Below are 19,692 nucleotides of genomic sequence, written 5' to 3'. Positions count from 1 at the left end.
GCCCGCGGGAGCGTGGATTCGGGCCGTCGGCTATCACGACGGCGAGACGAGCCTGAGCCGGGACACGCTGGATCGGATAGTGGGCGAGCGCGCGGTCCGCGTCCAGCATCGCTCCGGCGCATTGTGGATACTCAATTCCCGGGCGTGCGAGCTACTGGGCGTCGACGACTGCGCACTTCCCGGGGTCGAACGCGATGGCAGCGGACGCGCCACCGGGCGACTGTGGCGGATGGATTCCTGGCTGGCCACCCAGACAGGCGGCACGGCGCCAGATCCGGACCGGGTCAGTGCCGAGGCGGCCGCGAAAGGTATCACCGGATTCACCGACGCGACACCGGATCTCAGCCAGGACGACATCAACCACCTCGCGCGGCTGACCGCCGACGGACGGATCCGGCAGCGGGTGCACTGCATGGCCCCTCCGACGGTCACCGATCCGCGCGTCTCGCGATTCACGCTGGGCCCCACCAAGATCCTGCTCGACGACGCGTCGCTACCGCCGCTCGACGACTTCGTCGGCAGGATCCGCGGCGCGCACGATGCGGGCAGATCCGTTGCGGTGCACTGTGTTACCCGCGTCCAGCTGATTCTGACGATGGCCGCGCTCGACGGCGCGGGGGTACGCCACGGCGACCGCATCGAGCACGGCGCGATCATCCCCGCCGACACCATCCCCTGGCTACGCGACCGCGGCATACCGGTGATCACCCAGCCCCATTTCCCCGTCGAGCGCGCCGACCAGTACGCCCGGGAGGTCCCCGCCGACGAACAGCCCGACCTCTGGCGGCTCCGCTCGCTGCTCACGGCGGGCGCCGCCGTCGCCGCCGGAACCGACGCCCCCTTCGGCTCGTCCGACCCATGGCAGGCAATCCGTGCCGCAGTGACCCGCCCGCCCACCACCCAACCGGAAACCGTCCCGCTCGAAACAGCCATAGCCCTATTCACCGCAGATCCCCACCACCCGGCCCACCACCGCACCATCTCCCCAGGCCGTCCCGCCGACCTAACCCTCCTCCACCCACCTCCACAAGACGTCCTCCGCACTCCCCCAACAGATCTCGTAGCCGCCACCATCATCGCGGGTAACCCAGCCCACCTCGGGTGATCTCCCGCCGACGTGGTGGGTCCCGGCCAAAAGCATGCCGGGACAAGGGCGGCGCTACGCCGAAGACGGTGGGAGGTCAGGGTGTTCCGGTCGAACCTGCCATCGGCCGTACCACCGACTCGCCGAATTCGGTGAGGGTTGGGGGTGGGGCGAAGTCGGTGAACCAGATGTAGAAGCGTTCTACGCCGCGGTGGGCGAGGGCGGTGAAGTGGGCGAGGAGGTCCGGGGCGGTGCCGCAGTGGAGGCCGTCGCCGAGGTAGCCGAAGCGGCGGAGGCTGCGGGCGCGGACGTCTGCGGCGGAGGCGTTGGAGCCGATGAAGCCGACCATCTGCTGGACCGACACTCGTGCGGGGGCGGCGGCGGGCATCAGCTCCGGCAGGCGGCCGATGTCGGGGGCCGGGAGATTCCACCACGTCGCGTATTCGCGGGCCAGGTCGAGAGTTCTGTCACCGGCACCACCGAGCACCAGGGGTATCGGCGTACCGGGCTGCGGCACAAGGGCATCTGCCTCACCCGAATCCCAGTAGCGCCTGAGCATTCGGAGTGTCCGCTCGAGCCGAGCCTGCCGCCCGGCGGCACGCTCCGTAGTCACCCCGAACCGCACCAGCTCGCGCGGGACCGAACCCGAGCCCAGCCCGAGTTCGAACCGTCCGCCGGACGCCTCGTGCAGCGTCACGGCCTGTTTCGCGAGCACCGCCGGGTGCCGGAACGCGTCGCACAGCACCAGGTGACCGACGCGCAGCCGGTCCGTCCGCGCCGCCACCCAGCTCGCCACGGTCATCGCCTCCCACAGGGGTTGTCGTTCCGCGCCGGGCGCCTGCAGGTGATCGATGAAGGCCACGCCCTCGAACCCGGCCGCCTCCGCCACCCGCGCGCGCTCGACGATATCGGCCACGGGCAGCCGCACCTGCGGGAGGAACAAGAAGAACTCGACCATCGCCATCCTCGTCTCAGTGTCGCGCGATCCGTACCGGTGCCACCGTGCCGATGCCACGAATCTCGATGTCCGGCAACGGAATCAACCGGAAACCCGAATGTCCCGCCAGCGCCTGCGCCACTCCGGGCGCACCCAGCACCGTGCCGGGTTCCGCCAGCGCGGTCAGGCGGCTGGCGAGGTTGACGGTGGTCCCGAAGATATCGCCCAGGTACCGGATCACCGGACCCCAGGCCACCCCGACCCGCAGCCCGGGAATGTCGGGGTCCCCGGCGAATTGCTCGATCAGACGACCGGCGATGCCCGCGGCACCGGCGGCATCGGGCGCGGTGAACAGCACCTCGTCCCCCAGCATCTTCACCACGCTGCCACCCGAGTCGAAGATCACCTGCGTCGAGCGGAATTCGAACCGGCTCACGACGCGCGTCAGATCGCCCTCGGCGCGACTGCGGGTCAACTCCGTGAAATCGACGATGTCGGCGAACCCCACCGCCACCGCCGCTGTGGGCGACGCCGCGGCACTCGCCTCGAAACCCTGGATGGCCGTGGACAATTGGCGAACCCAGATCTGGCCGAGGACCTGCTGCACCTCCGGCATCCGCTGCATCATCTCGTGCACCGCGTCGATGCCGCCCGCCCGCGCCCGGGCCTGCTGGCTCGCGACGATCTCCACCTGCAGATGGGCCAGGTGGGCGATGGCCCGGGTCAGAACGCGGGTCAGGCGCAGCGTATCCGCCTCCGTCAGCACACCGTCGGAGACATAGCCGCTGATCGTCCGGAGCAACTGCACATCGGACGCACCGAATGCCACCGCCTCGTCGCCGCTGGCCGGGTAGCCGAGGGCGCGCCAGAACTGCCGGGCGCGCGCCAGTGGGATGCCGACGGCGGCCGCCGCCTCACCGGCCGTATACCGCAGCGGCTCACCGAATCCGGGCAGGGGCCCGTGCGTACCGTCGCGTCGCGCGGACATGGCCGCGGTATCAGTGCGGGTCCGCGGCACCGAGTGCGCAGGCGAAGCCCGGCGGTAACACCACGTCGTCGCGCCCGAGGTCGTGAATCGAGCTGTGCCCCAGCGCCATCAGCGTCGAATCGATACTGCCGCGCAGGATATCGAGGACATTCTCGACACCGGCCTGACCCCCGGCCGCCAGACCCCACAGGTACGCGCGCCCGATCAGCACCGCACGGGCGCCGAGCGCCACCGCCTTGACGACATCGCTGCCCCGCCGGATACCGCCGTCGAGCAGCACCTCGACCTCGTCGCCGACGGCCTCGGCGATGGCGGGCAGGGCGCGAATGGTGGCGGGCGTGCCGTCGAGATTGTTGCCGCCGTGATTGGACACCGAGATCGCGTCCACACCGGCGTCGACGGCCCGGCGCGCCTCGTCCACCCGGATCACGCCCTTCACCAGCAGCGGGCCCTCCCAGTGGTCACGCAGCCAGCGCACGTCGTCCCAGGTGGGTTTCGGTGAGTTCATCCACTGCCCGTAGGCGCCGAAGAATGTGGGGATCTCCCCGTCCTCGGCCATATTCGGCACGGTGAGGTCCGGCAGCCCACGCGATCGCAGATAGGTCAGCAGCCACCGCGGTTTGCGCAGGGCCTGCGGGGCGAACCGCACCGCTTCGCGGGGAGTGAGCCGCTCCGGGATGTGCGGGCTGCCCCAGTCCCGGCCGTAGGAGAACGACCAGTCGAGGGTGAGGATCAGGCCGACGGCACCGGCCGCCCGCGCCCGCTCCACCCGGCGCAGCACGGCCTCGCGGCCGCCGATCCAATAGATCTGGAAGAACGTCTTCTCGTTCGCCGCCACCACCTGATCTATCGGTTTGCTCGCGAACGAACTGAGCCCCATCGCCGTGCCGCGGGCCGCGGCGGCACGGGCGACGGCCACCTCGCCCTCGGGATGCACGGCCTGCACACCGGTGGGCGAGATCAGGACCGGGAACGAAATCTCCTGTCCCAGCACTGTTGTCGCGAGATCACGCTTGTCCGACAGCCCGGCGGTCCGGGGCGCCAGCGCGATCTCGTCGAACGCATCGACGTTGTCGCGCAGGGTCACTCCCTTCTCCGACCCGGCCAGCAGCGCGCTGTACACCGACGACGGCAGTCGTCCGCGGGCACGGCGCTGTGCCTCGGCAACGGTCTCGAACCAACTCGCGGCCATGGAATCTCCTTGTTCTCTCAGCTTTTCGAGCAGGCACCGCGACCGGCCAGCCGGGGACGCAGCGGGACGATCGTGCGATGCCGCAGGCACCCGGCCCACACACCGCACCCGTAGGCGACGTCGTCGGCGATCTGGCGCAGCGGATTACGCCGCCCGGCGACGGCCGCGCAGGCCAGTGCCCCGAGCGCGACTCGGCGACCGGGCCCGCCGCCGACCGCGGCCAGGGCGAGCAGCGGGAACCCGAATCGCGTGCCGTAGCGGCCGATTCCCGATCCGGTGTGCCACAGGGCCACCGTCGCGTATCGCAGCGCCTGACTCGCGGGCGCGCCCAGCCGCCGCAGCGTCGCGCCGTTGCTCAGCACCGACGCCGCGAAGGCCGCGGCCGCCGCCCCCGGCGATCCACCGAGCAGACCCAGCACGGTGACCGCCGACCACAGCGGAACCACCAGGGGCGCACTCGAATCCGGATGCCGCAGGGCCAGCGGCGCGGCCGAGGTCCCGTAGCGGAATCTGCGGGCGAGGACCCGGCCGATCGAGCCGGGTTCCTCGTGCGCGACCAGGACGCCGGGGTCGTAGCGCACCCGCCAGCCCGCCGCGTGCAGCCGCCACACCAGGTCGACGTCCTCCCCCACCCGCAGGTCGGGATCGAATACCGCGGTGTGCCGGGCGATGTCGACGAGGGCGCCGCGCCGGGTCAGCAGCGCGGCGGTGGGAACGAAGGTCACCCCGGCGTTCGGGAGCACCCGCGCGGGGCTGACCCCGAGGTCCAGTTCGCAGGGGCCGGGGCCGAGCGCGGTGATGCGCGGGGCCACCGCCGCGACCAGCGGATCATCGAAATGCCCTGCGAGACGGCCGATCCAGTCGCCGTCGGGAACGCAATCGCTGTCGACGAACGCCACGAGTTCGGTCCGTACGCGGCGCAGCGCGGTGTTGCGCGCGGCGGCGGGCCCGCGATTGCGGTCGTGCCGCAGCAAGGTCGCGCCGTACCGGCCCGCCGCAGCGGCAATACCCGACGGGTCGGCCGACCCGTCGTCGACCACGAGCACCGGGTAGCGGTTCCCGAGGGCGGCCAGGCAGCGCGCCAGCGGCACCGGACGATCCCGCACCGGGACCACCACGGTGATATCGGGCGCCCGCCGCGGCCGCGGCCGGGGATGCGCGAAGCCGGAGTCGGTGAGCCGCCGTGCCAGCACGGCCGCGGCACCGCCCGCCACCGGCGCCGCCCGAAGCTGTTGCCAGGCCACGTATCCGGCCGGTGTCAGCCGTAGCAGGCGCGCGGGCGAGCCACCCCACCACAGGTGCCTGCTGAGCATGCGGACGCCCGGATCGAGGGTCACCCGCACGCCCTGCGGGAACGGGTCGGTCATAGCGCCAGCCCACCGTCGACGGGCACCACCGCGCCGGTCATCGCACTGTTGTCGGCACCGGCGAGAAAGGCCAGCACGCTGGCGATTTCGGCGGGATCGAGCAGGCGGCCCACGGGCTGCTGGCCGCCGAATCGTGCCGCGTCCGGCAGCCCGTACAGGCGGGCCGTCTCGTCCAGGACGGCGGTATCCGTGGAACCCGGGCTGACCGCGTTCGCGGTGACGCCGCTGCCGCCGAGTTCGGATCCCAGCGCCCGAATCAGCCCCGCCACACCGGCTTTCGCCGCGCAGTAGGCCGCCAGCATCGGCAGGCCCTTGGTCGCGGCGGCCGAGGCGACGGCCAGGAACCGGCCCGTGCGCGGGGCGGGGCGGGCCAGCAGCGCGGGGACGGCCGCCCGGGCCAGATTCACCACGCCGCCCAGGCAGACATCGAGCACCGCGCGTTCCTGCTCGATCGGCATGTCCCACAGCGGAACTCCGCCCGCTATCACCCCGGCGGCGGCGACGGCGGCGTCCAGGCCGCCCCAGGTGTCCACCGCCTCGGCCACGGCGGACCGTAGCGCCTCGGGGTCGCGCACGTCGGCCACGAAGGGCCGGACCGCGCCGACCCGATTGACCCGGCTGGCCGCCTCCGTGGCGACCGCCAGCAGCTCCCGCTTGGATCCCATCGAATACGGCAGGACCGGATCGTCCTCGGCCACATCGACCGCCAGCACCGACCATCCCCGGTCCGCCAGCGCCAGCACGGTGGCCGCCCCGATCCCGCGCGCGGCCCCGGTCACCACCGCCACCCGGCGATGCCCGCCCTCACTCACCACGCTCCGAGCCCGGACCACGGCACACCTCCCTCCCCCATGCCGTCACAGCCATCACGCGGCCTCCTCGCCGTGCCACTGCTCGACCTGCCACGCCAGGGCCGCGGACAGCGCATCCATCAGGGTGCTGCCTTCGGAGCCCGTGGCGCCGGTGGGGTCGCCGAGGATTCCCGAGGGGCTGACGGCGCGGACGCCGCAGGAACGTAACTGGGGCATCAGTTCTCGCAACGGGCTGGTGTTGCCGGTGACGGCGCGGCAGCAGCGGACCGCGAGGGGGCGCAGGGACAGCATCAGCGACGTTTCGGTGCGGCCTGCGTGCGGGTCGCCGTGCCAGCTCGGGGCGAATCCGCGGACGTCGCGGGACTCCGCGCGCAGCCGCTCGACCGCGCGGGTGACCGGTGCGTCGTTGCCGCCGTGGGTCGAGACGAACAACAGGCGGGAGAACGTCTCGCAGGCGCTGCGGCCCAACTCGACGAGCAGCAGTTCGGTAGCTTCCCGGCCGATGGACAGGGTACCGGCGAAACCCGCGTGCTCGCCGCTGGATCCGTACGGCACCGGCGGCGCGACCAGCACGTCCGCGCGGGACTCCGCCAGCCGATCGCACAGCGTGACCGCGATATCGGTATCGGTCGACAGCGGCAGATGCGGCCCGTGCTGTTCGGTGGCGCCGACCGGAACCGCGAGCAGCGCGCCCGCCGCCGCCCGGTCCCGGATGTCCGGCCACGCCAGATCGGCCAGACGGTGCGGCGGCCTCACGGCGCACCCCGTTGTCCCGGACCGGCGAAGCCCGCCAGCGGGCTCTCGTCACAGGCCCGCTGTGGTATTCCCGAAGCCCGCCGCGGCATGCCGGGCATGCCGATCGCGACGCGGCCGCCCCGGTGCGAATGGTCCTCGGAAGGCTTCGGCACGGTGTTCCGATCGACCGTTGCCAGCGCCGAATCACCGTATCCGCGAACACATTCCGGATCCGGACCGGCCAGCGGCAGGCCGGTGAAGAACTTCGCCGCCATACAGCCGCCACGGCACGCGTCGTAGGCGGAGCAGGCGGTGCAGGCGCCGCCGGTCTGCGGCGCACGCAGTTCGGCGAACAGCTCGGAATCGCGCCACACCGGCTCGAATCCCCCTGCGGTGCGGATGTTTCCGGCGCGGAACCGATCGTGGATCGCGAACGGGCACGCGTAGACGTCACCCACCGGATCGATCAGGCACACCACCCGCCCCGCCCCGCACAGATTCAGCCCGGGCAGCGACTCTCCGTACCCGGCCAGATGGAAGAACGAATCCCCGGTCAGCACCGACTCGCCGTGGTCGCGCAGCCAGTCGTACAGATCCCGCTGCTGTTGCGCGGTCGGGTGCAACTCGTCCCAGGTGTCGGCGCCGCGGCCGGACGGCCGCAACCGGGTCAACCGCAGCTGGGCACCGAACAGGTCGGCGATCGCCCGGAACGCGTCGAGCTGGCCCGCGTTCTGGCGAGTGACCACCACCGACAGCTTGAAGTCGTACACCCCCGCGGAGGCCAGCCGCTCCATCGCCCGGATCGCCGTGCGGTACGACCCGGCGCCGCGCACCGCGTCGTTGACCGCCTCGGTGGCGCCGTCGAGCGAGATCTGCACATCCACGTAGCCGCTGGTCGCGATCCGGCGCGCGGCGTCGGGCGTGATCCGAATCCCGTTGGTGGAGAACTTGACTCCGACGTGATGGCCGGTGGCGTAGTCGACCAGATCCCAGAAGTCCGGGCGCACGGTCGGCTCGCCGCCGCCGATATTGACGTAGAAGACCTGCATCCGCTCGAACTCGTCGATCAGGCCGGTGCATTCGTCGGTCGTCAGTTCCCGCGGGTCGCGCCGCCCGGAACTGGACAGGCAGTGCACACACGACAGATTGCAGGCGTAGGTGAGCTCCCAGGTCAGGCAGATCGGTGCGTCCAGGCCGTAGTGGAACTGCTCGACCAGCGGCAGCGGTGCGTTCATGAGGGGGCCCCTTCCCGGATCATGTCGGAGGCCGCGAGGGCCGCCAGGGCGGTCCGGTAGGCGGGCAGCTGGGCCTCCGGGACGCCCGCCGCGAGACAGGCCTGCCGCGCCGACCCGGCGGCGGACAGACCGGTCACAACGTGAAACAGCGTGCGGCTCTTGAGAAACGACAGCCGCCGGGTGCCGAAGTGGTACAGCAGCGCCCCGAACCGCTCGGGCCGGACCGACACCTGCTCCGCCAGCGCCCAGCGGCCGTCGAGGTCGAACGGCCGCGGCTCAGTAGACACCGCACATGCCATCGATCGACACCTCTTCCACCAGCGTCTCGTCGGCGACGAGCGCCTCCACGTACTCGATGTCGTTGTCCATCATGAGAACTCCCCGAGGGCCGAGCTTCCGTCACCGCGTGACGAAATGGAAATACTGTTCTCCAAACAAGGTAATGTCATTTCGTGTCAGAAACAAGAGCCGGACGGCCCCGGGGCACCAGCCGCCGCGAACTGGAGCTCATCGCGCTGGAACTGTTCACCGCGCAGGGGTTCGAGGAGACGACCGTCGAGCAGATCGCCGCCACCGCCGGGGTCAGCGCGCGCACCTTCTTCCGGTACTTCGAGTCGAAGACGGCGGTGCTGTGGCACCGGTTCGACGGCGAGGTCGACGCGATCCGGACCCTGCTCGACGACACCCCCGCGGACCTCGGCCTGCTCCCCGCCATCCGCCGAGCCGTGCTGGCGGCCAACGACTACCGCGCCACGGACATCCCCGAACTGCGCATGCGCATGCGCCTGCTCAGCACGGTCCCGACCCTGGTCGCCAGCGCCGCGGTGCACTACGACGCCTGGGAGCGGGCGATCATCGACTTCGCCGCCCGGCGCACCGGCACCCCGCCGGACGCGCTGTATCCGCTCGCGGTCGGCCGCGCCACCCTCGCGGTGTGCCGCGCCGCGTACGACGCCTGGGTGCGGCGGGCCGACGCCGATCTGACCGCCTATCTCGACGCCGCGCTGCGCGCGCTGGCGTCCGGATTCGCCGACACCGCGCCCGGCGACGCCGGTTGAGGGTATCGTCCGACCAATGACGAGAGTATTATTCTCGCCATCGGAGATTGCTGATCTCACACCGCGGGCGGGCCGACCCGCCCGGTAGCAGCACGAGCAGCGAGGAGTCCCGTGAACATCGACGACATGATCCTGGTAAGCATCGACGACCATGTGGTCGAGCCGATCCACATGTTCGACGGCCACGTCCCGAAGAAGTGGGCGGACCTGGCGCCCAAGGTCGTCGTCGACGACAAGGGCATCGACCGGTGGGTGTACCGCGACCGCCCGACCGGCGTCACGGGCCTCAACGCCGTGGTGTCCTGGCCGCCCGAGGAGTGGGGCTACGACCCGGCGGGCTACGCCGAAATGCGGCCCGGCGTCTACGACGTGCACGAGCGGATCCGCGATATGAACGCCAACGGCATCCTGGCCTCGATGTGCTTCCCCACCTTCGCCGGATTCAGCGCCGGGCACCTGGCCTACTTCAAGGACGAGATCACCGTCGCGATGATCCAGGCCTACAACGACTGGCACATCGAGGACTGGGCGGGCGCCTATCCGGGCCGCTTCATCCCGCTGTCGATCCTGCCGCTGTGGGATCCGAAGCTGGCCGTCGCCGAGATCGCGCGGGTGTCCGAGAAGGGCTGCCGTTCGGTGTCGATGCCGGAGCTGCCGCACCTCGACGGGCTGCCCAGCTATCACGACATGGAGTACTGGGGGCCGGTCTTCGACGCCCTGTCCGATCACGGCACCGTGATGAATCTGCATATCGGCCAGGGCTTCCGGGTGCTCAACCTGGCACCGAACGCACCGATCGACAATCTGATGGTGCTGGCGCCGAGTGTTTCGCTGATCGCCGCCCAGGATCTGCTGTGGGGACCGGCATTCCGCACCTACCCCAAGCTGAAGGTCGCGTTCTCGGAGGGCGGCGTCGGGTGGATCCCGTTCTTCCTGGACCGCTCCGATCGGCACTACACCAACCAGAAGTGGCTGCGCCGCGACTTCGGCGGCAAGCTGCCCAGCGAGGTGTTCCGCGAGCACACGGTCTCCTGCTACGTCACCGACAAGACCTCGCTGAAGATGCGTCACGAGATCGGCATCGAGAACATCGCGTGGGAATGCGACTACCCGCACTCCGACTCGATCTGGCCGAACGCTCCGGAGTTCGTGCTCGAGGAACTCGAGGCCGCCGGGGCCGACGACTCCGATATCAACAAGATCACCTGGCAGAATGCCTGCCGCTTCCTGGACTGGGATCCGTTCGCGCACATCCCGAAAGAGCAGGCGACGGTGGGGGCGCTGCGGGAGCAGGCCAAGGATGTCGACACCTCGACGACGTCGCGTAAGGAGTACGCCGAGGCATACGCCGCGAGGGCGAGCTGACGGCGGCGGGGCAGGCCGCAATGACTCACCCGGACACTCGCGCGACCGAAGCACTGTCGTGGAGTCAGCGGGAACTGCTGCGCCTCATGGATGTCCGGCGGCGCGGCGCGGGGGAATACCTCGCCCCCGCCCACGGCCCGACCGAACGCAACGTGGTCGAGGCCGGGCAGTTGCTCGGCGCCGCCGTGGTGGCCGCCGCCAAAGAGGTTCCCGAGCAACGCGTGACCTCGGTGTCGATGATCTTCTCCCGCGTGGTGGAGCACGAGGCGCCGCTGGCGGTGCGGGTCGAGGTACCGCGGACCGGGCGCACCTTCACCACGGCGCAGGTCCAGATTCGGCAGCACGGCGAAATATGCTGTGCCGGAATTGTTCTCCTCGATGCGGGAGCGGCCGATCTGGTGCGAGCGGCGGATCCGATGCCGCAGGTCACGCCCCCGGAGCGGCTGCGCCCGCTCGCGATTCCCGGGGCCGTGGTCGACGGCCGCGACATGCGCGTGGTCGACGACGCCTACGATCCGGACCCGCAGCGGGCCGGGCCGCCCGAGCTGTTCGTCTGGACCCGGTTCCGCGAGGCGCCGGAGCACAACCACCTGCATGCCGCACTGCTGTGCCAATCGACCACGCACTGGACGGTCGCCGCCGCGCTGCGCCCACACGCCGGATTCGGCGAGGCCATGGCGCACCGGTCGATCTCGACCGGAATCACCATGGCCACCATCACCTTTCACGATGATGCCGACGTGACCGACTGGCTGCTCTACACCACTCGAGCCATCTATTCGGGCCGCGGTCACGCCCACAGCGAGGGGCGGGTGCACACCCGCGACGGGCGGCTCGCGGCCTCCTACACCGTGCACGCGATGCTGCGCGGATTCCGCACACCCGGTGCCGCCGCCTCCGGCACCGCGCTCTGACACCGAGGAGACGAGATCGTGCCGCCCCCAGGGTATTCCGACCGTCCGGACTATCGGATCGACGTGCATCGCGTGCGCAACCGGATCCGGGTCACGCACGGCGATCACGTCCTGGCGGAGACGACCGCGGGTCTGCTCGTGGCCGAGCAGGACCACGGAATCGTGTTCTATCTCCCCGGATCCGATGTGCGATTCGATCTGCTCGTCCCCGACGCACGCAGCACGCGTTGCCCGTTCAAGGGCGCGGCACGCTACTGGCGCACGCACGACGAGCCCGAGCCGATCGCCTGGGAATACGACGAGCCCTACACCGAGGTGGCGCTGCTGCGCGGCCACATCGCCTTCTATCAAGATCGCGCCCGGCTGGAGGTCGGGGTGGCCACCCCGGCGGTCAGCGCGCCGCTCGCGCGGGATCGCTGACGGGTCAGGGGATTTCGGGCCCATGAATGTGTTCACGCCGGAGGGAGAACGGTGATGCGGATCCTCGCCGAGGCCGAACAACTGCCGGAGACGGCGAATATCCGGACCCAGCTGGTGTGCCTGTGGTCGGCGCCGGTGGTCGCGGTGATCCTGCTGATCGCGTTCGTGACCTTCCCGGGATTCCGGCCGCCGCTCTCACCGCAGCTGACGGCCGACCAGGTCGCGGCCTTCTACCGGGACAACACCGCGTGGATCCGGTTCAGCATGGTCACCTACAACCTGTGCGGAATCATGCTGGTGCCGTTCTTCATGGTGATCGTCGTGCAGATGAAGCGCATGGCGGCCCAGAGCCATGTCTTCGCCTACTGCTATCTGACGGCCGCGGCCAGCGGAGCGACGATCTTCGCGCTGTCGGACATCTTCTTCCTGGTGGCGGCGTTCCGGCCCGATCGCGATCCGGAGCTGGTCATGGTGCTCAACGACCTGGCCTGGATCGTTTTCGTCGCCCCGGTCGGCATGGTCGTCGTCCAGAATCTCCTGCTGGCGCTGGCGATCTACTTCGACACGGGCTCTGCTCGCAAGGGATCGGCGCCGGTCTTCCCGCGCTGGGTCGGGCACTATTCACTGGCGACCGCGCTGGCGATGGTGCCCGCCGCGGGCGCGGCGGTATTCCGGACCGGCCCGCTGGCCTGGGACGGCGCACTGTCGTTCTGGTTGCGCACCATCGCCTTCGGGCTGTTCCTCGTCGTCATGTTCTTCGTCCTGCGCACGGCGCTGCGTCGCCAGGCCGTCGCGGAGGGAGTGGGGCGGTGAGCACCCTGACCTCCATCGGCTCCGGCCGGGAATCGACGACCGGGCCGTCCGGGAAGCGGGACGTCTGGCTGATCTATTGGATCTTTCCCGCGTTCTATGCCGCGTTCGGTGTGGTCTTCTGTGTGCTGGCCCGGGTGACGCCGCCCCCGCGCCCGGACGTCGGCGCCGTTCGGATAGCCGACTTCTTCCACGATCACGCCGTCACCATCCGGATCGGGTTCTGCGTGCTGCTGCTGATCGTCGGCGGCGCCGCGGTGACCAACGGCATCGTCGGCTACCACATGAAGCGCATGTCGTGCGGATCCGTCCTGGCCTACGCGTACATCGCGGCGATGTCGGTCGGTGCCCTGCCGGGCTGCCTGCTGGTCGCGGCGTGCTTCCTGACCGCCACCTTCCGCGCCGACCGCGATCCGCACGTCCTGGGTCTGCTCTACGACCTGGGCATGCTGTCCTACAACGGATCGCTGGGCTGCTTCAGCGCGGCCTACTTCGCGCTCGCGGTGGCCATCCTCTACGACAGGAACCGCATCTTCCCCAAATGGTTCGCCTACGTGAACATCTGGCAGATCGTCACCGAGGTGATCGCCACTCAGATGTTCGTCTCGACGGCGGGGCCCTTCGCGTGGAACGGGTCGATCGCCTTCTGGCTGGCGGTGATCGTCTTCGGCGTGTGGCTGGGCAGCCTCCTCGTGCTGCTGCGCATCGCCACCGCACTCGAACCGGCCGATTCCCCACCGCCGGACTGACTTCGGAGGATCCATGACGAATTCCGAACCGTCGGTGGCCGCGCGCCGCGTTCCCGCCGACGGCCACATGTGGGTGATGGTGTTCGGTGACCTGATCATCTTCGGCGGCTACTTCGTCATCTTCATGATCTACCGCGCCATGACACCGGAGGCGTTCCTGCGGTCGCAGCAGCACCTGCACCTGAATGCCGGTGTCGTGAATACCGTTGTGCTGCTGACGAGTTCGTGGCTGATAGCCCGTAGCGTCGCCGCCGCGCGCGCCGGTGACCACCCGCGCACGATCCGCCTCACCTGTGCCGCCGGTGCCTGCGGGGCGGTCTTCGTCCTGATCAAGACCTACGAATGGGCGGACGGTATCGCCGGTGGCAACACGAACTCCGATCTGTTCTTCAGTTTCTACTACGTCCTCACCGGCGTGCACCTGCTGCACGTCGCACTCGGGCTGGCGATCATGGGAATCGTCGTTCGCGAATGGCGCGCGCCGCACCGCCGCCGCATGGTCGTCATCGAATCCGCAGCCATCTTCTGGCACATGGTCGACCTGCTCTGGATCGTCATATTCGCCCTGTTCTACGTGATGAGGTGACCGGTGACCGCCGTCTGGATAATCCTGTGCGCCATCACGATCGGCAGCTGGTGGCTCGGCCCCGGCCATTCCGGCGACGGCACCGTAGCCAGCATCCCCATCACCGCCGCCGTCATCGCACTCGGATACCTCAAGTGCCGCTTGATAATCCGCCACTTCATGGAGGTCCGCACCGCCCCGCGAGCGCTGGCGATCGCCACCGACGCCTGGCTGGCCGTCCTGTGGATCGCCGTCCTGGCCATCTATCTGGCGGGCTAGGGCAGCTCCACCTTGCTCGCCAGCCAGCGGTCGCCGACCCTGTCCATGGTCATCAGAATGCGATTGCGGTCGATGCGGGGTTGTGGGTTGGTCACGTTCGTGATCTCGGCGTCGACGAAGAGCATGACCACCGCCCGGTCCGCCGAGGCGGACTGCACGCTGGCGGCGACGACGCGCCCCTTGCTGACCGACTTCGCCTGCAGCAGCATCGGTTTCAGCTGATCGGCGGATTTGCTGTACATATCCTTGAACTCACCGGTGGCACCGTCCAGGACGGTCGTGATATCCGGATCGAGCCGCGAGGAGTCGATGCTGGTCAGCGCGACGGCATAGTTCTGCGCGGCGGCCAGCGCGGCCTGACCGGCATCGTTGCGCTCATTACGGTTCTCGAGCTTCCAGCCGAGAACGACCGCGACCACCACAGCCACCACCACGAGCACGCCCAGCACCGCGGTCACCGGGCGCGGCAGCCATCGACGCCACGTGCGCACCGGCTTCCCGGCGGCCACCGCCTCGTCGTTCTCCTCACCGGATGAGGTTGCGGTGGAATCGTTTTCCGGTGCCACCACCGAAGTCCTGTCCATAGCTGTCTCCCATCGTCACTGGTCGCGGGCTGCGCGACCTGGTGTCATCCCCCGGGCACGAACGGACCGCCGTAGGTGCTCGGGACGCTGTATCGCCCGGTCGGTGTCGGATCCGCGCGCTGCAGCGGGTCCGCGCCCGGCGGCATCGCGGCCGTGTTGTCCCCCGGTGGGCGCGGTGCGTTGGCCGCGCCGCGCGGCAGGATCGACGGATCCGGATTGGTGCACCGCGCGTGCAGGAACGGCTCGGGGTAGTCCGGAATCGACCCCGGATCGCGGGGCAGGTCGTAGTCGCACGAGTACTTCGGGTAGGGACTCACGATGGCCCACACCGCACCGTCGCGGATGGCGGAGTGGATGGCCTCGAGCGTCGAGCCGGTGCGCTGCTGCGGCCAGAAGAATTCGTTCAGCGCCGGAATGTGCACGTAGGCCATCTGTGCCGTGGTGGTCAGATTGCCCAGCAACTGCACCATGGTCGGCGAGTTGTCGGCGATGAGCGTATCCGCCGCGGCCAGCGCGCGCGGAGCGGTGTCGACCAGCGTCCCGTAGCCACCCGCCATGGATCCGACACCCGCCATCGTCTGCGCCATATTCCCGGCGGTCTGCCGCAGTCCCGGCGCCACGTCACCGAGGGTGGTGAGCACCGCCTTGCTGTTGTGCAGCAGCGAAACAGTCTGCGGCAGCACCGAATCCAGCGTCGAGAGCAGGAACATGCCGCCCTCGACGATGGCCTCCAGCTTCTGCGGGCCGTCCGAGCCCGCGCCGATCTCGCGGACGATGGCCTCGATCTCGGCCGGATCGACCTGTGTCAGGGTGCCGCTCAGACTGCCGAGCACCTGCGCCATGGTGACCGGCGTCTCGGTGCGTTCGGGCGCGACGACGGCACCGTCGGACAGGTAGGGCCCGGCATCGGTCCCGGGCAGGAAGTCCAGGAACTGCTCCCCCGCCGCCGACAGCGACGAGACCCGCACCTCGCCGCCCGCCGGAATGCGCACGCGGGAGTCGATGGCCGCGACCGCGACCACCTTGTCGCCGTTCACCTCGACCGATCGCACGCGGCCCACCCGCACGCCGCGCAGCGTCACGTCCTGATCGGGCAGCAGCCCGCCGGACTGCGCCAGTTCGATACGCACCTGATACTGCGACCGGAAAGGGTTGGTCTGCAACGAACCCAGCAGCAGATACGCGATGCCGAGGACCAGCACGAGCAGCAGACCCAGGCAGGACGTCAGCAGCCGGTGGCGCGCGACCAGCCGCGCCGAGTACACCACCGCCCGCGCGGGCGGCTCCAGAATTACCGCGATTGTCTTCATCGGCCCGGCTCGACTCTGTCCTTCAGACGGTTGAGGGTGTATGACAGCGACCCGACGAAATTCACCCAGTCGGTGGCATCGGGCACCCGGCCCCCGGAATCGGCGGGGGTGTTCGGATCCGGCACCGCGCCGATCGCGAGCTTGACGATCTCGACGTTCACATGCGCGGACGACGCGTTCGTCACCTTCATGATCAGCGGGATATTCGAGATCAGGGCGTCGAGATTCGCGCCCGGGGCGTTCGCCGCCACGTTCAGGCCGTCGGCCAGCTTGTTCACCGATTCGATCAGGCTGCGATCGTTGGTGCCCTGGATCGACGGGAACGTCGCGAGCAGATCGGAGATCCGATTCACCTGGCCGACGAGATCCACGATGTTCTGGGTGTTGTCGCCGATGACCTGCAGCGCCGGTCCGGCGGCGGCCAGCGCCTCGGTGACATCCGGCCGCTGCCCCGCCACCATCGCGCTCACATCGCCCGTGCGCGCGACGACTTCGCGGATCCGATCGGACCGCGCGGCGAGATTGTTCACCAGATCCCGCGTCTCGAGGATCATGGTCGCCAGCCGATCGCCGCGGCCGCCGACGGCCTCGCCGAGGCTGTTCGCCAGGCTGGTCATATTCGCGATGGCGCCGCCGTTGACGAGCAGGGCGGCCCGGGTGAGCACCTCCTCGATGGTCGCCGCCGCCGAGGTCGACCGCAGCGGAATGCTCGCGCCGTCACCGAGATTCGGGGCGCCGGGCTCCGGCCGTTCCGGCGGCGTCAGCGCGACGAAGACATCGCCCATCGGCGTCGCCGAGCGCAGTTCGGCGCTGGTGCCCGCGGGCAGCAGCACACCGGATCGGATCCGCATCGAGACCACGGCCGTGTAGTTGTCCGCCCGCATCGACTCGACCTGGCCGACGTCGGCGCCGTTGAGCCGGACCTTCGCCTTGGTCGGCAGATTGAGCGCGTTGGCGAAGGTGGCCGTCAGGGCGTAGCCCTCGACACCGGGCGCGGGCAGCGGCAGCTTGTCCAGGCTCACCGAACAGCCGCTGACCGAGCAGCACACCACGGCGACGAGGCCGAGCAGCGAACGCCGTTGTGCCGAGCGGAATTTCGTTCTCATCCTTGATCATCCCTGCTATTTCGGCGGTGCTCCCGCGATCACGGACAGCATCTGGCCGATGCCGAAATCCGGGCCCATATCGCGCGCGGTGCCGGTCGCGCAGCCGAGTTCGGTCAGGCCGAGCAGATTGCACACCGACTTCAGCATCTGCCCGTCCAGGAAGAACTTGTCCAGACCGACGGTGCCGCGCAGCGCGCGGATATTCGGATCGATGGCGTTGTAGGCGTTGTCGGCCACCAGCGGGAAGACGTCGAGGAATTCGGCGAGGTTGTCGTTGTAGTCGGCCATCGACGTCGTCATCGTCGTCGAATTCGCCGTGATGTTGCGCAGATTGTCCCGGTTGCGCTCGAGCAGATCGGCCATGTGCGTGACGATCTGGTTGAGCTTGGCTCCGGTGTCGCCGGATCCCAGATTCTGCTCGGCCAGGATGTCGCTGAGTGTGTGTATGCCGGAACCGAATTCGCGCAGCACCTGGTCGTTGCGGGATGCGGCCGCGGTGAGGGCGTCCAGATTCTGGACGGTCTTCGTCACCGCGGCGCGGGTCGCCTCGCCGTTGTCCGGGCCGAGTTGCAGCGCCCGCGACAACTCCGTCATCGCCTCGCGCAGTTCGTTGCCGTTGCCGGTCGCGATCTGCGATCCCACGTCGAGCAGCCCGGCGACCGGGCCCTGCCCGTTGTCGTTGGTGCCCAGCGCATTCGAAAGCTTGTCGGCCATGGCCAGCAGGCTGTCGAATTCGACCGGTGTCCGGGTGCGGTCGAGGCCGAGGACGGCGTGATCGGCCAGGGCCGGGCCGCCGCGGTAGACCGGCGTGAACTCGATGTGCCGATCGGTCAGCACCGAATCCGACACGGTGACCGCCTGCGCGTCGGCCGGGATCGGGACGCCCTTGTCGACATCCATGGTCACCTCCACGTGCCGCCCGCGCGGCTGGATATCGGTGACCTTCCCGATCCGCATGCCCAGCACCGACACGGGATTGCCGACGTACAGGCCGTTGGCATTGGCGAACCGCGCGGTGATCGTGTTCGAGGTGTCGGTCACCCCGCCGAGCGGCCCCCCGCACCCGGCCACCACGGCGCCCAGCAGCGCGACGGCCGCCAGCTTCATTCCCCGGATCACGCTACTCATTGACAGTCCTGCAGGTACATGGGCCGGTTGACCTTTTGCGCGTAGCCGCTGAGCGCGCACATGAACGAGTCGATGAAGGCGCCGTCGGGGCCGTTGCCCACCAGTTCCTGGCCGGTTCCGGTGGCATTCGCGAACAGCCGCCACGGCACCGGCAGGATCTGCAGGATGTTGCGCAGCAGATCGTCGTGCCCGGCGATCATCCCGGTCATCTGCGACAGGTTGTCGAGCAGCTGCTGGATCTCGGGCTGATCGTCCACCGCGATCGGCTTCAGCTGCTGCACGAGGGTGGTCGCGGCGTTCAGCAGCCCGATCACGGCCTGCTGCCGGGAGATCAGCTCCTGCAACACATTCCGGCCCCCTGTGATCAGGCCCGCCAGCTCGGCCTGCTGTTCGCGCAGCAGCGTGGTCACCTGCTCGGTACTGGTCAGCAGCTGCCCCAGCTGCGCGCGCCGGTCGCCGATCACGGCGGCGAGGGTCTTCATGTTCCGCAGCGTGTCGGGCACCAGCGCCGGGACACCGCGCAGCTGGTCGGTCAGGGTGCTCATCGTCTGCGCGATCCGGTCGGCGTCGATGCTCGAGAAGGTCGTCGTCGCGTTCTGCAGCGCGGTCTGCAGGTCGTAGGGCACCTCCGTGCGCGTGAGCGCGATCGCGTTGTCCCGCAGGTGACCCGACCCCGCGGGCCGCAGCTCGACGTAGCGCGAACCCAGCAGCGTCGTCAATTTGATGGCCGCCCCGGTGTCGGCGCCGAGCGGCAGCCCGCGCCGCAGCTTCATGGTCACCACGACGCGATCTCCGGCCAGCCGCGTCCCGGTGACGGTGCCGACCTGGATTCCGGCCAGGGTGACCCCGTCTCCGGCACCGATGCCCGCCGCCTGCGCGAACTCCGCCCGATAGGTCTCCTCGCCGAGATGCAGCGAGTTGACGAACACGGTCACCGCGACGACCACCGCGAGCACGGTCACCGCGACCAGACCGATCCGCAGCTTGCCGTAGTCCTCCAGCGGACGTCCCCGCCCGCGCGGCCGCATCCGGAGCAGTCGTCTCATTCTGGCCT

Annotated in this window: 23 protein-coding genes; 9 read left to right on the top strand and 14 right to left on the bottom strand. The window is 69.6% G+C overall.

Annotated elements, in window-relative coordinates:
• On the top strand, positions 1-1,105 hold a 1,105-nt coding region (locus QH290_RS36795), incomplete at its 5' end, for an amidohydrolase family protein (protein ID WP_280388025.1).
• Between the two features lie 76 nt (positions 1,106-1,181).
• On the opposite strand, the gene QH290_RS36790 is transcribed toward QH290_RS36795, so the two are convergent.
• Genes QH290_RS36790 through mftA form a run of 9 tightly spaced genes read right to left on the bottom strand, consistent with a single transcriptional unit; the run spans position 1,182 to position 8,719 of the window.
• Positions 1,182-2,042: an LLM class flavin-dependent oxidoreductase gene (locus QH290_RS36790; RefSeq protein WP_280388023.1), complete on the bottom strand. Its 861-nt coding sequence runs from the start codon at positions 2,040-2,042 to the stop codon at positions 1,182-1,184.
• A gap of 13 nt (positions 2,043-2,055) precedes the next feature.
• Positions 2,056-3,009: an adenylate/guanylate cyclase domain-containing protein gene (locus tag QH290_RS36785; RefSeq protein ID WP_280388021.1), complete on the bottom strand. Its 954-nt coding sequence runs from the start codon at positions 3,007-3,009 to the stop codon at positions 2,056-2,058.
• 10 nt (positions 3,010-3,019) lie between these two features.
• Positions 3,020-4,201: a pre-mycofactocin synthase MftD gene (gene mftD, locus QH290_RS36780; protein ID WP_280388019.1), complete on the bottom strand. Its 1,182-nt coding sequence runs from the start codon at positions 4,199-4,201 to the stop codon at positions 3,020-3,022.
• A gap of 17 nt (positions 4,202-4,218) precedes the next feature.
• Positions 4,219-5,568: a mycofactocin biosynthesis glycosyltransferase MftF gene (gene mftF / locus QH290_RS36775; RefSeq protein ID WP_280388017.1), complete on the bottom strand. Its 1,350-nt coding sequence runs from the start codon at positions 5,566-5,568 to the stop codon at positions 4,219-4,221.
• Positions 5,565-6,401 (bottom strand): mycofactocin-coupled SDR family oxidoreductase, encoded by an 837-nt coding sequence (locus tag QH290_RS36770; RefSeq protein WP_280388015.1) that lies wholly within the window; start codon positions 6,399-6,401, stop codon positions 5,565-5,567. Before QH290_RS36770 ends, mftF begins: the two co-directional genes overlap by 4 nt.
• Before the next feature lie 33 nt (positions 6,402-6,434).
• Positions 6,435-7,136 (bottom strand): mycofactocin biosynthesis peptidyl-dipeptidase MftE, encoded by a 702-nt coding sequence (mftE, locus tag QH290_RS36765; protein ID WP_280262093.1) that lies wholly within the window; start codon positions 7,134-7,136, stop codon positions 6,435-6,437.
• A complete protein-coding gene (gene mftC, locus QH290_RS36760; protein ID WP_280388013.1) occupies positions 7,133-8,350 on the bottom strand; it encodes a mycofactocin radical SAM maturase in 1,218 nt (405 codons plus the stop codon). The genes mftE and mftC overlap by 4 nt, the downstream gene beginning before the upstream one ends.
• Positions 8,347-8,649: a mycofactocin biosynthesis chaperone MftB gene (mftB, locus tag QH290_RS36755; protein WP_425301547.1), complete on the bottom strand. Its 303-nt coding sequence runs from the start codon at positions 8,647-8,649 to the stop codon at positions 8,347-8,349. Before mftB ends, mftC begins: the two co-directional genes overlap by 4 nt.
• Positions 8,627-8,719 (bottom strand): mycofactocin precursor MftA, encoded by a 93-nt coding sequence (mftA, locus tag QH290_RS36750; protein WP_425301548.1) that lies wholly within the window; start codon positions 8,717-8,719, stop codon positions 8,627-8,629. Before mftA ends, mftB begins: the two co-directional genes overlap by 23 nt.
• A gap of 83 nt (positions 8,720-8,802) precedes the next feature.
• Between mftA and mftR the strand changes: the two genes are divergently transcribed.
• The 8 genes from mftR to QH290_RS36710 all read left to right on the top strand — a co-directional run bounded on the left by mftR (position 8,803) and on the right by QH290_RS36710 (position 14,510).
• On the top strand, positions 8,803-9,408 hold the full coding sequence (gene mftR / locus QH290_RS36745) for a mycofactocin system transcriptional regulator (RefSeq protein ID WP_280262086.1): 606 nt from the start codon (positions 8,803-8,805) through the stop codon (positions 9,406-9,408).
• Between the two features lie 111 nt (positions 9,409-9,519).
• Positions 9,520-10,773, top strand: coding sequence for an amidohydrolase family protein (locus QH290_RS36740; RefSeq protein WP_280388011.1), 1,254 nt, complete (start codon positions 9,520-9,522; stop codon positions 10,771-10,773).
• Between the two features lie 20 nt (positions 10,774-10,793).
• Positions 10,794-11,687: an acyl-CoA thioesterase gene (locus QH290_RS36735; RefSeq protein ID WP_280262082.1), complete on the top strand. Its 894-nt coding sequence runs from the start codon at positions 10,794-10,796 to the stop codon at positions 11,685-11,687.
• Between the two features lie 18 nt (positions 11,688-11,705).
• Complete coding sequence (locus tag QH290_RS36730; protein WP_280388009.1) at positions 11,706-12,107, top strand: DUF427 domain-containing protein; 402 nt, start codon at positions 11,706-11,708, stop codon at positions 12,105-12,107.
• 54 nt (positions 12,108-12,161) lie between these two features.
• Positions 12,162-12,920 carry a hypothetical protein gene (locus QH290_RS36725; RefSeq protein WP_280388008.1) on the top strand — a complete coding sequence of 253 codons (759 nt, stop codon included), beginning with the start codon at positions 12,162-12,164 and terminating at the stop codon, positions 12,918-12,920.
• On the top strand, positions 12,917-13,666 hold the full coding sequence (locus QH290_RS36720; RefSeq protein WP_280262077.1) for a hypothetical protein: 750 nt from the start codon (positions 12,917-12,919) through the stop codon (positions 13,664-13,666). Before QH290_RS36725 ends, QH290_RS36720 begins: the two co-directional genes overlap by 4 nt.
• Positions 13,667-13,679: 13 nt before the next feature.
• Positions 13,680-14,252 carry a cytochrome c oxidase subunit 3 family protein gene (locus QH290_RS36715; protein ID WP_280388006.1) on the top strand — a complete coding sequence of 191 codons (573 nt, stop codon included), beginning with the start codon at positions 13,680-13,682 and terminating at the stop codon, positions 14,250-14,252.
• 3 nt (positions 14,253-14,255) lie between these two features.
• Positions 14,256-14,510, top strand: coding sequence for a cytochrome C oxidase subunit IV family protein (locus QH290_RS36710; RefSeq protein ID WP_280262070.1), 255 nt, complete (start codon positions 14,256-14,258; stop codon positions 14,508-14,510).
• Here QH290_RS36710 and QH290_RS36705 read toward each other — a convergent pair.
• The 5 genes from QH290_RS36705 to QH290_RS36685 are packed head-to-tail and all read right to left on the bottom strand — an operon-like array spanning position 14,507 to position 19,684.
• Positions 14,507-15,094 carry a hypothetical protein gene (locus QH290_RS36705; protein ID WP_280388004.1) on the bottom strand — a complete coding sequence of 196 codons (588 nt, stop codon included), beginning with the start codon at positions 15,092-15,094 and terminating at the stop codon, positions 14,507-14,509. The genes QH290_RS36710 and QH290_RS36705 overlap by 4 nt on opposite strands.
• A 44-nt stretch (positions 15,095-15,138) precedes the next feature.
• Positions 15,139-16,404: an MlaD family protein gene (locus QH290_RS36700; RefSeq protein WP_280388002.1), complete on the bottom strand. Its 1,266-nt coding sequence runs from the start codon at positions 16,402-16,404 to the stop codon at positions 15,139-15,141.
• The gene (locus QH290_RS36695; protein WP_280388000.1) at positions 16,401-17,510 is read right to left on the bottom strand and encodes an MCE family protein; all 1,110 of its coding nucleotides are present in this window, start codon (positions 17,508-17,510) and stop codon (positions 16,401-16,403) included. The genes QH290_RS36700 and QH290_RS36695 overlap by 4 nt, the downstream gene beginning before the upstream one ends.
• 15 nt (positions 17,511-17,525) lie before the next feature.
• Positions 17,526-18,638: an MCE family protein gene (locus QH290_RS36690; RefSeq protein ID WP_280387997.1), complete on the bottom strand. Its 1,113-nt coding sequence runs from the start codon at positions 18,636-18,638 to the stop codon at positions 17,526-17,528.
• The gene (locus tag QH290_RS36685) at positions 18,635-19,684 is read right to left on the bottom strand and encodes an MCE family protein (protein ID WP_280387995.1); all 1,050 of its coding nucleotides are present in this window, start codon (positions 19,682-19,684) and stop codon (positions 18,635-18,637) included. Before QH290_RS36685 ends, QH290_RS36690 begins: the two co-directional genes overlap by 4 nt.
• Positions 19,685-19,692: the final 8 nt, after the last annotated feature.

The organism is Nocardia wallacei (assembly GCF_029869545.1).
Classification (GTDB): Bacteria; Actinomycetota; Actinomycetes; order Mycobacteriales; family Mycobacteriaceae; genus Nocardia; species Nocardia wallacei_A.
Note: the sequence above shows the minus strand (reverse complement) of the source record. Positions and strands in the feature narration are given on the sequence as shown.